Below are 13614 nucleotides of genomic sequence, written 5' to 3'. Positions count from 1 at the left end.
GCGAGTCGGAAGTAAAAACCCCGCCCGGTTTGCGCCGGCGGGGTTTGGAATCGTGCGTTGATTCAGACCCTACGGCGCTTTGCCGACGACCACCACCACACGCACGACGACCACTACCGCGGCGGTTAGCGCGGTAAGTAGTAGAGCCTGTGCATTGCGGATTGCAGTCATTTGGGGCCTGTGTTGTGTTATTTTTACGTTAAAAAATATACAAACACAGCTGGCGCGTTTAGACAACGATTTTTTTGGCAATAACAGGAAATTGTTGCCACAGTCACGTTTCCTTCTGACGCCTGTCACAACCGTTGCAGCCCTGCCATTGCGGTTCGCCCGTTGGCACATAACACCGCTTGTTACCGCACCCCCTGTTCAGCGCCCAGCCATGCTGCACCGCGCATTCCACTGCTCGCCCCGTGCTGAGCGGTAACAATCGGGGTTTGGAAGTGGTCGGTAAATACCCGGGGAGCAACCTGTTGCGCCATACCTTCCAGCAACAGTGGGGATTGTGATAACCCGCCACCCAGCACAATCACTGCCGGGTCCACCACGTTAATTATTGTCGCCAGCAGGCGAGAAAGCTGGCTGCGGAAACGGGCAACTTGCTGCAGCGCGGCTGCGTCACCTGCCTGTGCACGGCTTATCACCTGCTCACCACAAACTTCTTCCCCGGCCAGCAAGTGATACCCGCGCGCCAGGCCTGTACCGGAAACAAAACTTTCGGCACAGTTTTCCTGCCCGCAATAGCAACGCACAGCCGGGCCATCATTCTCTGGTTGATACCCCGGCAAAGGAATATGGCCACACTCCGCCGCCGAGCCGTATCCACCAATAATCAGTTGGTTATTGAAAACCAGGCCACCGCCACAGCCGGTGCCTAATGTCATACCGAAAACACTGCTGTACCCCGCACCGGCACCATCTCTGGCCTCCGAGAGCGCAAAACAGTTAGCGTCATTCGCCAGGGTAACAGGTTGCCCGAGGCGCGTAGCCAAATCCTGCGCCAGCGGTTGCCCGTTCAGCACTAAAATATTGGCGTTACGAATGCGCCCGGAAACTGGCGACACACTGCCCGGCAACGCAATACCCAGTGAAAAAGGCTCTGCAAGCTGCTGGCGCAGGGTATTCACCAGCTGGCTCACGCTTTCCAGAAACTGCTCATAACTGCTTTTTTGTGTGGGCTGCCGCCAGCGCCCGCACTCCCGGCCAGTGCTGTCCAGCACCACCGCCGCGATTTTCGTGCCACCAATATCCAGCCCTGCCTGCAACACAGTTCACCCCCTTCAGGCAAAAACGGCGTGCATCAGCACGCCACAGATTGATGAAAAAGAAGGGAAAAGCGTGGTTTTCCTTCTTTTTAGTTAGCAGCCGAAAATCAATAAATTGATTTTCCTGGTTTTTTATTGGGTGACATCCTCTCGTTCTGTGCGGACATGAGGTTTGTCATCACATTCAGGCCGGTTATCACACAATGGATAACCAGCTCCGTTACCCGCCATCCTGCTCAATACAGGCTGGCTTTATCCACGGAATTGAACAGCTTCATTTTGTAGCGGATCACTTCACGCGCGGCCTTGATAGGCTCAGGGTAGATAACGTTAGGATCCCACCAGGTTTCTTTGCTTAAAATCTCGCGCACTTTCTGGAAATAGGCATACTTCATATCACTGGAGATATTTACTTTCCCGACACCCAACGTGACGGATTCAGCAATTTCCGCATCGGGGTTAGCTGAGCCGCCATGCAGCACCAGAGGAATGGAAGTACGCCCGGCAATATCTTTCAGAATGTGCATCTGTAACTGTGGTTGCATGCCTTTCGGGTAGATGCCGTGCGCCGTACCAATAGCGACGGCCAGGGTATCCACACCAGTGCGGTTAACAAAGTCTTCCGCCTGCGCCGGGTCGGTATAGGTGACTTTGGACACACCACCTTCAACAGAAGTGCCGGTTTGCCCAATCGTGCCCAGTTCCCCTTCAACAGACACGCCAACCGCATGCGCCAGGCGCACGGCTTCGCGGGTTAGCGCCACATTCTCTTCATAAGGCAGCAGAGAGCCGTCAATCATTACAGATGTGAACCCGCACTGAATCGCCCGTTGCACATGTTCAATAGATGCCCCGTGATCAAGGTGAATCACGAAGGGCACCGGGCTGCGCAGGGTAATGTCCCGCACATAGGCAAAAAACGCATCGCCAACAAAGTCATGTTCGCTGGGGTGAATAGAGATAATCGCCGGCGCGTTTGCGGCCTCTGCTTCTTCCACTACAGCGCGCACAAAACAGCTATCCGCCACATTAAATGCCCCCACCGCGAAGTGGTGTTGGCGGGTATATTTCAGGAGTTGTTGCATGGACACTAACATCGTCATTCTCCATTTTTGGGTAACAGCCAGCCCTGCCAGGCAGGATTACGCTGGCATAACAGGTAACACAGTGAATAATCAGGCTTTGCCGATAGCGCCGCTGGCTTCCAGATATGGCTCAATAGCAGCCATACAGGCCTCTTCCATTGCGGCCATTACCGCATCCATATCGCGGTCTTTATCGTGGCAAAGGGTATGAAGTAAGGCGTTTTTCCCGGCATCAAACACCGCCGCGCCCACGTTGATTTTTGCCACCCCAAATTGCGGGCAGCGGGCAAGTTCACTAAATGGCGTACCGCTCCCGCCATGCAGCGCCAGAGGCACCGATGATTCACGGTAAACAGCAGCCAGCCGGTCAAAGTCAATTGCCGGGATGACCCCTTCCGGGTACATACCATGTGCTGTTCCCACAGACACCGCCAACAAATCAATGCCGGTTCTGGCAATAAACGGGGCGACATCTGCCGGGTTGGTCATCAGGTCGCGATTCGTGGCATGGTTATAGACCGGTGCGTCTCCCAGGTGCCCCAGTTCCCCTTCAACGCACACACCAGCACTGGCAGCCAGTTCCACCACCGCCCGGGTTTGTCGCACGTTTTCATCCAGCGGAAAAGCCGAGGCATCAATCATCAACCCACTAAATCCGGCCCGGAAGCAGCGGTGAATGTGGCCCGGATCTTTACCATGATCCAGGCTCAGGGTAACCGGTACCTGTGCTTTTTCGGCCAGCGATTTCACCAGAGGGAAAGCGATATCTGCCGGAAAGTGCGCTAAATGCGCCTGATACAGATTCAGAATGATGGGCGCCCGGTGTTGTTCAGCAACACGAATGGCGGCCCTTGCTGTTTCCATATTGACGCAGTTGATGGCGAGCAAGGCGTAATGCCCTTGTTGTGCCTGTGCGACCAGAGTTTTCATTTCAGCAAACATGGCACGCTCCGTTTATTCCAGGGTGAAGGTAATTTCGTCGTCATCCACTTTTTGGTCAGAGAGTTCATCAAACTCTTCATCCTGTTCAGTGACTGGTTTTTTGATAATCGACAACATGACACCGCAGATAACCGTGCCAATGCCCAGCGCCAGGCAGAACAACCAGGGATGAGTGAATAACGGCACTACAAACATGCCACCATGGGGAACCGGGCTTTCCACTCCCCAGACCATAATCAGCCCGCCAGCGACTGCCGAGGCAACAACGCAGGAGGCTACCACCCGCAATAAGTCCCGTGCGGCAATAGGAATTACCCCTTCGGTTATCATGCAAATGCCCATGGGGAACGCGGCTTTCAGGGCCTCTTTTTCGGCACGGGTATATTTGTGGCGGGTCAGCAGGAACGACAGCGTGATGCCAAACGGTGGAATAATCGACCCAACAAACTTCACGGCTTCCGGGCCATAAACACCACTGACCAGCATGCCATCGGCGAACAGCGACATGGTTTTATTCACCGGACCGCCAAAATCAAACGTCGCCATCGCGCCAAGAATAGCGCCCATCACAAAGCGGGAACCGCCCTGCATGGATTGCAACATCTGAATCAACGCTTCCTGCAACCAGGCTATAGGCTTGCCGATTAAGGTCATCATCAACAGCCCGCTGATAATGGTGCTTAACACTGGCAATATCATGATGGGCATTAGCCCCTGCATGGACTGCGGTAACTTTATGTACCGTTTAAGCAGCAATACGGTGTAGCCCACCAAAAAACCCCCCAGCATCCCGCCAATAAACCCGGTGTGAATTTGCCCGCAGACAAACCCGACAATTAACCCCGGAGCAAAACCGGGCCGATCGGCAATTGAATAAGCAATGGCAGCACAAATTAACGGTACGATTAACCCCATCCCCCAGCCACCGATTTGGTTGAGCATCCACGGGATTGTATCCACTTTTTTGCCGACATCCGTTCCACCCAGGATTTGCCCCAGGGCAATACAAATCCCGGCAGCGACAATCAGGGGAATCATCCAGGAAATACCTGTTAATAAATGGCGCTTTATTTCCTGAGAAACCGGTGTTTTATTTTCTTTCATGATAAAACCCTCCAGTGTGAGGATCAGGCGTGGCTTAATGACTTCGCGACTTTTTCAATAAACTGGACCGGTGATTTAATCACCACCTCGGTTTTAACACGCACCACACGTTTATTTTTAAAACGCTCCTCACCTTTTATTTTCACATCTATTGCCAGAATCACGACATCAGCCTGAGCGATATCATCTGGCAGTAACTCATTTTCTGTACCAATAGTTCCCTGGGTTTCCACTTTAATTTGGTGCCCAAGTTGTTTGGCTCCTTTAATCAGTTTCTCACGTGCGATATAAGTATGGGCAATGCCTGCTGTACAGGCGGCAACACAAACAATATTCATAATCACTCTCGATAGTTATTCTCACTATTTTCACTACCGCTATTAAGTAAAAAGATAATGAGTTTGTAGGGTTAGCAGATATCTGTTTCAGCGTATTGGCTAAATAACTGAATAATATTATTTGGATTATTTTCTGCCAGCAGCCGGGCGATTACGTCATCATCCGCCAGCGCACTGGCAACTTGAGATAACAAACGAATATGTGTGGTATTTTGATCCTCCAGGCGAACAGCAAATAAAATGATGCAGCGGACATGGCTGCCATCCAGTGTTTCCCAGGGAATATCCTGTTGGGTACGCCCAATGGCAAGTGTGGTATGGCTGACAGCCGAGGATTTACCATGGGGAATGGCAATATGATTTTCAAACCCTGTAGACCCTTCAGCTTCCCGCTGCCAGACATCGCGAATAAACTCATCGCGGTTGGTAATTGCACCATCGGCTAATAATAAATCCGTTAATTCTTCAATCACTTCGTCTTTTGTTTTCGCCACCATATTTAACTTCACATGGCTGACATTTAATATTTTCGTGATATCCATAAACCACCTCTCACCACAATAGAATCAAAGTTGTGTCACTGCATAAGCCTCACTGGCCTGGTGCAGTTTTTCTGTTATCAGTTTGTCGGTAACCCGCCGGATATCCGCATCATTGAAAAACGCAGTGACATACACCACCGGAGTTTCCCCTTCAGGCAGATGAACCGTGGAAATAACCAGGTCTGGCGCCATTTGCTGGGTTACGCTTTGCGCAGTTGCTGAAGAGACAACACCCACAATTTCCCAGTCAGGAAATGCCCGCAGAATCCGGCTTTTCAGTAAATGCGATGTCCCTATACCCGTTGAACACACCAGCAACACGCGCTTACGGGCAATCTGGCGTTCAACCGCCGCCTGGAAATGCACCGCCAGGTAGCCCACTTCATCGTCAGACACAGCCCGCGGCGTGTAGCGAACAAACACCTGTTCTACTGCGATACGTGTCAGGTAATAAATATCCGCCAGCTCATTTTTAATATCATCCAGCAATGGGTTGCGAATAATGATTTGGTAGTTAAGCCGGTTAATTAATGGCCGAATATGCACCACCAGCCCTTCGTATAATTGTTGGTCAAGATTAAGTTCAATGTTAATTAACCGCGAAAACTTCGTGACCAAATGCAGCGTAATATCACGGGCCTCATCGCTAAATAATTCGGCATGCAACAGGCTGCCACTTTGATTTTCCATTACCAGCACACCGGACGAAATAATATATTGGTAGATAAACCACACTTCATCTTCAGGTAATGGCAGACCAATACGTTGTTCGATTTCTGCCACCATTTTCCCGGCAACCACAAAAACCGGGTCATCCACATGCGACCGGGTAACATAGCCCGGATTATCCAGTAAATTTCCCCTGGTGCGGCGGTGCATCATAATTAAAATATGGGTAAAAATGTTGATGTAATAAGGTTCACCCAGTGGGTAGGCCAGTGCCTGTTCCATCTCCTGCAACAGTGCCTGGACAAAAGCGACATCTTCCTCACCAAAATACTGAACCAGCGCTTTATAGCTCCCTGGGTCCAGCCGTGAATGGTTCACGGACCCTGGCTCCTGGTGGTTCATCAACCCGTTAATCAGTGCGGCCATCGCCTGGCGCACACTGTTTTCATTACCTTTAATACGGGTGCCGCTTTGGCTACGAATTAACTGTAGCCCCAGGGGAGTTATCCATTCTTCAATAATCCTTAAGTCATTGACAATAGAGGCATTGCTAATGAAGTAACGTTCTGACAACTTATTGATTGAGGTTTCTTTTGGGGTCTCACTCAGTAACTGAGAGGCGATTTTTACCCGGCGGGCATGGCCCATAATCCCGCCAGCGTCATCATTTTCGCCGTTAATTTTTTGTTCCAGTTGCAATAAATCCGCCATATTTTCAGCCACCAGCAAAACACCGGCACCGGCTTTTTTATCTGCCCGGATATTCCACTCAGCCAGGTAATCATTAATGATATTCAGATCGCGCTGAATAGTTTTTTCCGACACAGCAAACTGCTCTGCCAGACTGAGTAACGTGGCATATTCCTGCTGTTGTAACAGGAAACGTAATAATCTGTGTTGTCGTGAGGTAATCATTTTCATTTTTTACCTTTAGTTACAGACCAGATTAATAAATAAAATTAACCGCTCAATTTTTCTGGCACCGTTTCTGTGAACGCTCTGTGATAATAAATATAGAGAGCCACATGTGCAGCTACAATACTAAAAACTGTCCATATATCCGGACAATTAACAAACACCGCTGAAAATGGCTCATTTATTCTGAGCAGATCACATTTTTGCAATTACTTTGCGTGACAGGCATCTCAATTATTAATTTTATTAACCGACACAGCTGGTGTATTTATTCTCCAGCGTCTTTTCTCACCATATAGTTCAGCACTACACCGCACCTCCATTTTGTTCAGTTTTTTTGAAATATAACAACAAATAGTTCAGTTTTCTCTCAAGTTCCGCCAGGCGTACTATCATTACACATCAGGGCGCTTCAGGCTGCCGCTAACGCCACGTTAACCAGCAAAATGCCAGAAGTAACTTACTGATCAAACGGGCATTGAGACAGGTATCACAGATCCTCTGCCTTTTCTGGTTCAGCCATGTTAATGGCATGCTTTGAGATTGACCTTAAAGAAAATGTGGATTAAAAACCTGATTAACTTATTCAAAGGTACTGAGACTAGTTCGGGAGAGATTATGCAACAAGAATTCCATTCGCTGGCAACCCAACGCCGTACCGTTTATGCACTGGGTAAGACACTGCCTGTTTCTGATGATGCCGTTGTCGCCCTGATTAAAGAAGCCATTCGCCAGGCACCTTCTGCGTTTAACTCGCAGAGCTCTCGTGCGCTGATCCTGCTGGGTGCAGAACACACTAAATTCTGGGAACTGACCCGCGAACAACTACGTAAAATTGTCCCGGCAGAACATTTCGCCCCGACTTCACAAAAAATTGATGGCTTTGCGGCGGCAGCTGGTTCCGTGCTGTTCTTTGAAGACCAGAATGTTGTGAAAAACCTGCAAGAACAGTTTGCCGCTTATGCGGATAACTTCCCGGTATGGTCTGAACACAGCACCGGTATTGCACAGTACGCCGTGTGGATGGCGCTGGCCGAGAAAGGCATTGGAGCGAACCTGCAACACTACAACCCACTGGTAGACGAAGATGTACAGCGCACCTGGAACATTCCGGCAAGCTGGAAACTGCGTGCGCAAATGAACTTCGGTTCTATTGAAGCACCTGCTGGCGATAAAGCGTTTATGGACGATGCAGACCGCTTTGTGGTTGCTAAATAAGCCACACAGTTTTAAAAAACGCCCGGGCAATATACCCGGGCGTTTTTATATCACTCAAACCGCAACTCAATAATGCACCACCAGTGATGACGCCCCAGAAACCGGGCGAACCACAAGCCCCCATTCACTGTTCTGGCTTTCCCCTTGTTGCACTGCTTTTACCTGGTGAATATTGCGCAGGCAAAGGTGCCAGTTACGGGCATCCCCTTCGCCATGCACCTGTAGCGTGCCGCCTTCACGTTTTACCCGCAGGGTAAACAGAGTGCTGCCATCCTGAGCAGGCACTTCACACACAGCCTCACGCCCGTCATCCAGGTTAAATAACTGGAATGCCGTGCCTTCATGCCAGGCATAATCCGGCTTCTGGTCGTTATTACCCAGTGCCAGTAACGTATTATCACGCACATACACCGGCAGGCTCATAACGTCATGGCGCTGTTTATGCCAGCCACCAGCCAGTTCATCGTTATGCCATAAATGGGTCCAGCGCCCTGCTGGCAGGTAAAATGCTACATCGCCCTGCTCACTGAATACTGGCGCTACTAACAGACTGTCACCCAGCATGTACTGGCGGTCGAGATAATCACAGCCCGGGTCATCCGGGAACTCCAGCATCATGGCGCGCATCACTGGCGTCCCGCATTCATGGGCCAGCACCGCCTGGCGGTATAAATACGGCATTAAACGGCATTTAAGCTGGGTAAAATGGCGCACCACATCGCAGGCTTCGTCATCATAAGCCCAGGGCACGCGGTAAGACTTGCTGCCATGCAGGCGACTGTGGCTGGAAAGCAGGCCGAACGCGCACCAGCGTTTATAGACATCGGCCGGTGCCGTGTTTTCAAAGCCGCCAATATCATGGCTCCAGAACCCAAAGCCCGACAGGCCAATCGATAAACCGCCCCGCAGGCTTTCGGCCATAGATTCATAATTGGCGTAGCAATCGCCCCCCCAGTGCACAGGGAACTGTTGCGCGCCAACCGAGGCTGAACGGGCAAACAGCACCGCCTCTTCTTCACCCACGGTATCTTTGAGCGCCTGCCACACTAAGGCGTTGTACAAAAAAGCGTAGTGATTGTGCATTTTCTGTGGGTCGGAACCATCATGCCACGCGACATCCACCGGAATACGCTCGCCGAAATCGGTTTTGAAACAGTCCACCCCCATTGCCACCAGGCGTTTCAGGTGCCCGGCGTACCAGGTGCAGGCATCCGGGTTGGTGAAATCTACAATGCCCTGGCCTGGCTGCCATTTATCCCACTGCCACACACTGCCATCGGGGCGTTTGAGTAAATACCCTTTCTCTTTGCCTTCGGCAAACAGCGGCGATTTCTGGCCGATATAGGGGTTGATCCACACGCATATTTTCAGCCCGCGCGCTTTCAGGCGGGCCAGCATGCCTTCCGGGTCCGGGAATGTCGCCGGATCCCACTCAAAATCACACCACTGGAATGCTTTCATCCAGAAGCAGTCGAAGTGGAACACATGCAGCGGCAACTGGCGTTCTGCCATGCCATCAATAAAACGGTTAACGGTGGCTTCATCGTAATTGGTGGTGAACGACGTGGTGAGCCACAGGCCAAAAGACCAGGCCGGAGGCAGCGCCGGGCGGCCGGTAAAGCGGGTGTAGCGGTCCAGCACCGCTTTCGGTGTGGGGCCGTCAATCACAAAGTATTCCAGGTATTCTCCTTCCACACTGAACTGCACTTTGGAGACTTTTTCAGAACCCACTTCGAACGAGACATTTTCCGGGTGGTTGACCAGAACGCCGTAGCCTTTGTTGGTGAGCCAGAACGGGATATTTTTATAGGCCTGCTCTGTGCTGGTGCCACCATCGCGGTTCCAGGTTTCTACCGATTGCCCATTGCGCACCAGAGCCGTAAAGCGTTCACCCAGGCCGTATACCGTTTCGCCGACGCCCAGGTCGAGGCGTTCGAACATGTAATTTTTGCCGCTGTTAGCGTCCTGCACATAGCCATTATTTTTCACCTGGCTGCCGGTGATCCGTTCGCCATCACGCAGGAAATCCAGTGCCCAAAACTCACCTTTACTTACCCGCACACTGAGGTTGCCGCTGGTCAGCATGGCGCAGGTTTCACTGTTTTCGATGGTGACGGGCGTTGAGCTGTCTGCCTGTAACGGGTAATCGGGGCCGCGCGCCACGCCCCCCTGAAAGTGTTCAATACGCACACCAATAATGCCGGTTTGTGGTGAAAAGAAACACAGAGTGAACAACGGGGTATCCAGTTGCCAGGCACGCTCACGCACATCCCGTGGTGCGGCGTACACCACCAGTTCATTGCCCTGCTGCTGTGCCTCAAACACTTGTAGCGGGTGAATAAGGGCAAGACCCGGCTGAATCAGCCAGTTACCGTCACTGATTTTCATGACTCAATCCTCTTAACTTGGTGTGGTTCAGACACCGGCACATCCAGAAGCGGCTGTTGGTTATCGCGCGTGTTCTGTGCCAGTTCAGCGAGTATTTTTTTCAGGAAAGGGGTTTTCAGGGTGTAATAGCGTTTTGCCACTACCGCGCTTATCAGGTAGCAAACTGCGGGCACCAGGGTAAACAGGCCAATAATGATAGAAAGTGTTGCACTGTTTTGCGCGGTGGCTCCAGCACTGTAGCCACCAAATGCCAGCAGCCAGCCGATTATTGCACCGCCAATCGCCAGGCCCAGCTTCAGCACAAACAAGGTGCCGGCAAAGCTGATGCCCGTCAGGCGTTTACCATTCTGCCATTCACCGTAATCAACGGTATCGGACATCATCACCCACTGGATTGGGGTAACGAGCTGGTGCAGTACCCCAATGACGGCAATCAGAATGAACATCAGCGCGGTTTCATGCATCGGTACAAAAAACATCCCCGCACTTATCACGCACAGCGCCGCGTTGGTTAACCAGAACACCTCCACTTTGCACAGCAAACTGGTCAGGGGTTTTGCCAGAGCACTGCCGAGTAAGTTGCCCACACAATACGTGGTCAGGAACAGGGCAAACACACCGGGCTTGCCCATTATCCAGGTGACGTAATACATCATCGCCCCGCCACGTACTGCCACGGCAAGAATATTGAGAATGGTCAGCACACCGACAATGCGCCACTGGTCATTTTTCAGGATGTCACGCAGGTCTTCACGCATTGGCGTGGCATTCGGTGGGGTTTCAACACGTTCTTTTGTGCTCCAGAAACAAAACAGGAACATCAAAATAGCCACGACAGCGAGCACAGCAATACCGCCCTGGAAGCCCAGCGCTTTATTGTCGCCACCAATCAGTTTGACCAGCGGCATCATTAACACCGTAGACAGCATGCCGCCCGCGGTTGCCAGCACAAACCGCCAGGATTGCAGGGAAATACGCTGGTCCGGGTCGTTGGTGATAACCCCGCCCAGTGCGCAATAAGGAATATTCACAACGGTATACATCAGCGTGAGCAGGGTGTAAGTCACGGCGGCATAAATCATTTTGCCACTCATCGACAAATCCGGTGAGCTATAGGCAAACACACAGACAATACCAAACGGCAATGCGCCCCATAAAATCCATGGGCGGAACTTACCGGAACGGCTGCGGGTGCGGTCTGCTATCAGCCCCATGCACGGGTCAGATACCGCATCCAGCGCACGCGCCAGAAGGAACATGGTACCAACGAAGGCAGCTGGTAGCCCAAAGATATCGGTATAAAAAAACATCATGTAAAGCATGACGTTATCAAAGACAATATGGCTGGCGGCATCACCCAGACCATAACCAAATTTCTCCTTCAGAGATAAAACCTGACTGTTCATTGTGCGTTTTCCTCAGGCTAACAGAGACAGAAGTAAGGTGTTCTGTTGCCGTTTTAGAAGATTCCAGACAGGGGTTGTATTGTTTTTTCTGGTAATGGAATTACGTTTCTTGTTTTCTGTGATCTGCGCAACCTGTTGACCTGAAAGCAAGATTTCAATTTATTTCAGGCCAGGCAGGGCCTGTCTTCTGGCGGGTTTGCGCTAAGTTGTTCGCAGCGAAGAAAATATTTTCGTCGGGGGATTTTCAGGGGGTTTAAAAGGGTTATAATGCGCGCGCATCCATGTAGCAATCGATGCAGGAAGATCGTCGTTTCCGGTGAAGCGGCTGGACTTCAAATCCAGATGGGGCCGCCAGCGGTCCTGGGCAGGTTCGACTCCTGTGATCTTCCGCCATCAGTCTTCCGGGCAAGTCCTCAGAAATCCAAAAAATCCTTTATTTTCAAGTGAATTAGCACGTATCACGTCCGAGATAGTCCGAGACGATTTCCCCAAATCCGGGAAATTTATGTATAGTAATGTGTATAAAATTTTTATACACATTTTTCACGTATACACATGGCTCTTTCAGACATACAAATCAAACGCGCAAAACCACAAGACAAACCCTACACACTGAACGACGGGCAAGGACTATCAATACTCATCAAACCGGATGGTTCGAAAGGATGGCGTTTTCGCTTCCGTTTCGCCGGGAAAGCCAGACTCATGTCCTTCGGTAGCTATGCGTTAGTCAGCCTTGCAGAAGCCCGTGAGAAACGAGAGATTGCCCGTAAACAAGTCGCAAATGGTGTTGATCCCGTTGAGGAGAAAAAAGAGCAGAAAATTGCACAGAAACTCTCAACAGAAAACTCATTTGAATCAGTAAGCCGTGAATGGCATGCAACTAAAGCCGACCGCTGGACAGTGGCCTACCGTGAAGAAATTATAAAAACGTTTGAGCAAGACGTTTTCCCCTTCATAGGTAAACGGCCAATTGGTGAGATTAAACCTCTGGAGTTACTGGAGGTGCTGCGCCGCATAGAAAAACGTGGTGCGCTGGAGAAAACACGTAAAGTACGCCAACGATGCGGGGAAGTATTTCGCTATGCCATCATTACTGGCCGGGCTGAATATAACCCAGCTCCTGATTTAGCTATCGCACTGGCCGTTCCCAAGCAAAAAAACCATCCTTTCCTTTCTGCCGAAGAATTACCTCATTTTGTTCGGGATCTCGAAGCCTATACCGGCAGCATTATCACAAAGAATGCGACAAAGATTGTGATGCTTACCGGTGTCAGAACGCAGGAAATGCGTTTTGCTACCTGGGACGAAGTGGATTTAGATAAAGGTGTCTGGGAAATACCGGCAGAACGGATGAAGATGCGTAGGCCTCATCTTGTGCCGCTATCTACTCAGGTGATTGAGTTGTTCAGACAACTGAAACCTATCACAGGGCACTACCCTTACATTTTTATTGGCAGAAACAACCGCAGTAAGCCAATATCTAAAGAAAGCGTGTCACAGGTGATTGAGTTACTGGGCTATAAAGGACGTGCAACAGGTCACGGATTTAGGCATACCATGTCGACAATTTTGCATGAGCAAGGGTTTGATAGTGCCTGGATTGAGATGCAATTGGCGCATGTTGATAAGAACAGTATTAGGGGGACTTATAATCATGCACAATATATTCATAAGCGTTCCCAAATGATGCAATGGTACTCTGATTACATTTTTTCATTCTATTCCATATCATAATAGAA

At 50.5% G+C, this 13614-nt stretch carries 12 protein-coding genes and 1 tRNA gene; 3 read left to right on the top strand and 10 right to left on the bottom strand.

Going from position 1 to position 13614, the window contains the following annotated elements; translation table 11 throughout:
• Nucleotides 1-69: 69 nt before the first annotated feature.
• The 8 genes from ivbL to A9B99_RS11370 form a co-directional block, all read right to left on the bottom strand.
• Nucleotides 70-171, bottom strand: coding sequence for an ilvB operon leader peptide IvbL (gene ivbL / locus A9B99_RS23845; RefSeq protein ID WP_110027050.1), 102 nt, complete (start codon nt 169-171; stop codon nt 70-72).
• A 182-nt stretch (nt 172-353) separates the two neighbouring features.
• The gene (locus tag A9B99_RS11400) at nt 354-1268 is read right to left on the bottom strand and encodes an ROK family protein (protein ID WP_064597571.1); all 915 of its coding nucleotides are present in this window, start codon (nt 1266-1268) and stop codon (nt 354-356) included.
• 233 nt (nt 1269-1501) lie between these two features.
• Nucleotides 1502-2362, bottom strand: coding sequence for a ketose-bisphosphate aldolase (locus A9B99_RS11395; RefSeq protein ID WP_064597569.1), 861 nt, complete (start codon nt 2360-2362; stop codon nt 1502-1504).
• A gap of 78 nt (nt 2363-2440) precedes the next feature.
• Nucleotides 2441-3292, bottom strand: a complete 852-nt coding sequence (locus tag A9B99_RS11390) for a class II fructose-bisphosphate aldolase (protein WP_064597567.1) — start codon at nt 3290-3292, stop codon at nt 2441-2443.
• A 12-nt stretch (nt 3293-3304) separates the two neighbouring features.
• Nucleotides 3305-4396 carry a PTS fructose transporter subunit IIC gene (locus A9B99_RS11385; protein ID WP_064597565.1) on the bottom strand — a complete coding sequence of 364 codons (1092 nt, stop codon included), beginning with the start codon at nt 4394-4396 and terminating at the stop codon, nt 3305-3307.
• A gap of 23 nt (nt 4397-4419) precedes the next feature.
• Entirely contained in the window at nt 4420-4734 is a 315-nt protein-coding gene (locus A9B99_RS11380) for a PTS fructose transporter subunit IIB (RefSeq protein WP_064597563.1), read from the bottom strand.
• Between the two features lie 71 nt (nt 4735-4805).
• Entirely contained in the window at nt 4806-5276 is a 471-nt protein-coding gene (locus A9B99_RS11375; RefSeq protein ID WP_064597561.1) for a PTS sugar transporter subunit IIA, read from the bottom strand.
• A 24-nt stretch (nt 5277-5300) separates the two neighbouring features.
• Nucleotides 5301-6866 (bottom strand): BglG family transcription antiterminator, encoded by a 1566-nt coding sequence (locus A9B99_RS11370; protein WP_064597560.1) that lies wholly within the window; start codon nt 6864-6866, stop codon nt 5301-5303.
• A 612-nt stretch (nt 6867-7478) separates the two neighbouring features.
• On the opposite strand from A9B99_RS11370, the gene A9B99_RS11365 reads away from it, so the two are divergent.
• Nucleotides 7479-8078 (top strand): nitroreductase family protein, encoded by a 600-nt coding sequence (locus A9B99_RS11365; RefSeq protein WP_064598035.1) that lies wholly within the window; start codon nt 7479-7481, stop codon nt 8076-8078.
• A 66-nt stretch (nt 8079-8144) separates the two neighbouring features.
• Here the strand turns inward: A9B99_RS11365 and yicI are convergent, their stop codons facing one another.
• Both yicI and A9B99_RS11355 read right to left on the bottom strand, forming a co-directional pair.
• Nucleotides 8145-10466, bottom strand: a complete 2322-nt coding sequence (yicI, locus tag A9B99_RS11360; protein ID WP_064597558.1) for an alpha-xylosidase — start codon at nt 10464-10466, stop codon at nt 8145-8147.
• Nucleotides 10463-11872 carry a glycoside-pentoside-hexuronide family transporter gene (locus tag A9B99_RS11355; RefSeq protein WP_064597556.1) on the bottom strand — a complete coding sequence of 470 codons (1410 nt, stop codon included), beginning with the start codon at nt 11870-11872 and terminating at the stop codon, nt 10463-10465. Before A9B99_RS11355 ends, yicI begins: the two co-directional genes overlap by 4 nt.
• Before the next feature lie 298 nt (nt 11873-12170).
• Between A9B99_RS11355 and A9B99_RS23840 the strand changes: the two genes are divergently transcribed.
• A tRNA-Sec gene (locus A9B99_RS23840) sits at nt 12171-12265 on the top strand.
• 162 nt (nt 12266-12427) lie between these two features.
• Nucleotides 12428-13609, top strand: coding sequence for a tyrosine-type recombinase/integrase (locus A9B99_RS11350; RefSeq protein WP_064597554.1), 1182 nt, complete (start codon nt 12428-12430; stop codon nt 13607-13609).
• Nucleotides 13610-13614: the final 5 nt, after the last annotated feature.

It is taken from the genome of Mangrovibacter phragmitis (assembly GCF_001655675.1).
Classification (GTDB): domain Bacteria; phylum Pseudomonadota; class Gammaproteobacteria; order Enterobacterales; family Enterobacteriaceae; genus Mangrovibacter; species Mangrovibacter phragmitis.
Note: the sequence above shows the minus strand (reverse complement) of the source record. Positions and strands in the feature narration are given on the sequence as shown.

What these genes read in the sequence shown, in the direction of transcription:
- A9B99_RS11380 (WP_064597563.1), bottom strand. Translation starts at nt 4,734, where the DNA reads ATGAATATTGTTTGTGTTGCCGCCTGTACAGCAGGCATTGCCCATACT.
- A9B99_RS11350 (WP_064597554.1), top strand. Translation starts at nt 12,428, where the DNA reads ATGGCTCTTTCAGACATACAAATCAAACGCGCAAAACCACAAGACAAA.
- A9B99_RS11395 (WP_064597569.1), bottom strand. Translation starts at nt 2,362, where the DNA reads ATGTTAGTGTCCATGCAACAACTCCTGAAATATACCCGCCAACACCAC.
- yicI (WP_064597558.1), bottom strand. Translation starts at nt 10,466, where the DNA reads ATGAAAATCAGTGACGGTAACTGGCTGATTCAGCCGGGTCTTGCCCTT.
- A9B99_RS11385 (WP_064597565.1), bottom strand. Translation starts at nt 4,396, where the DNA reads ATGAAAGAAAATAAAACACCGGTTTCTCAGGAAATAAAGCGCCATTTA.
- A9B99_RS11370 (WP_064597560.1), bottom strand. Translation starts at nt 6,866, where the DNA reads ATGAAAATGATTACCTCACGACAACACAGATTATTACGTTTCCTGTTA.
- A9B99_RS11365 (WP_064598035.1), top strand. Translation starts at nt 7,479, where the DNA reads ATGCAACAAGAATTCCATTCGCTGGCAACCCAACGCCGTACCGTTTAT.
- ivbL (WP_110027050.1), bottom strand. Translation starts at nt 171, where the DNA reads ATGACTGCAATCCGCAATGCACAGGCTCTACTACTTACCGCGCTAACC.
- A9B99_RS11375 (WP_064597561.1), bottom strand. Translation starts at nt 5,276, where the DNA reads ATGGATATCACGAAAATATTAAATGTCAGCCATGTGAAGTTAAATATG.
- A9B99_RS11390 (WP_064597567.1), bottom strand. Translation starts at nt 3,292, where the DNA reads ATGTTTGCTGAAATGAAAACTCTGGTCGCACAGGCACAACAAGGGCAT.
- A9B99_RS11355 (WP_064597556.1), bottom strand. Translation starts at nt 11,872, where the DNA reads ATGAACAGTCAGGTTTTATCTCTGAAGGAGAAATTTGGTTATGGTCTG.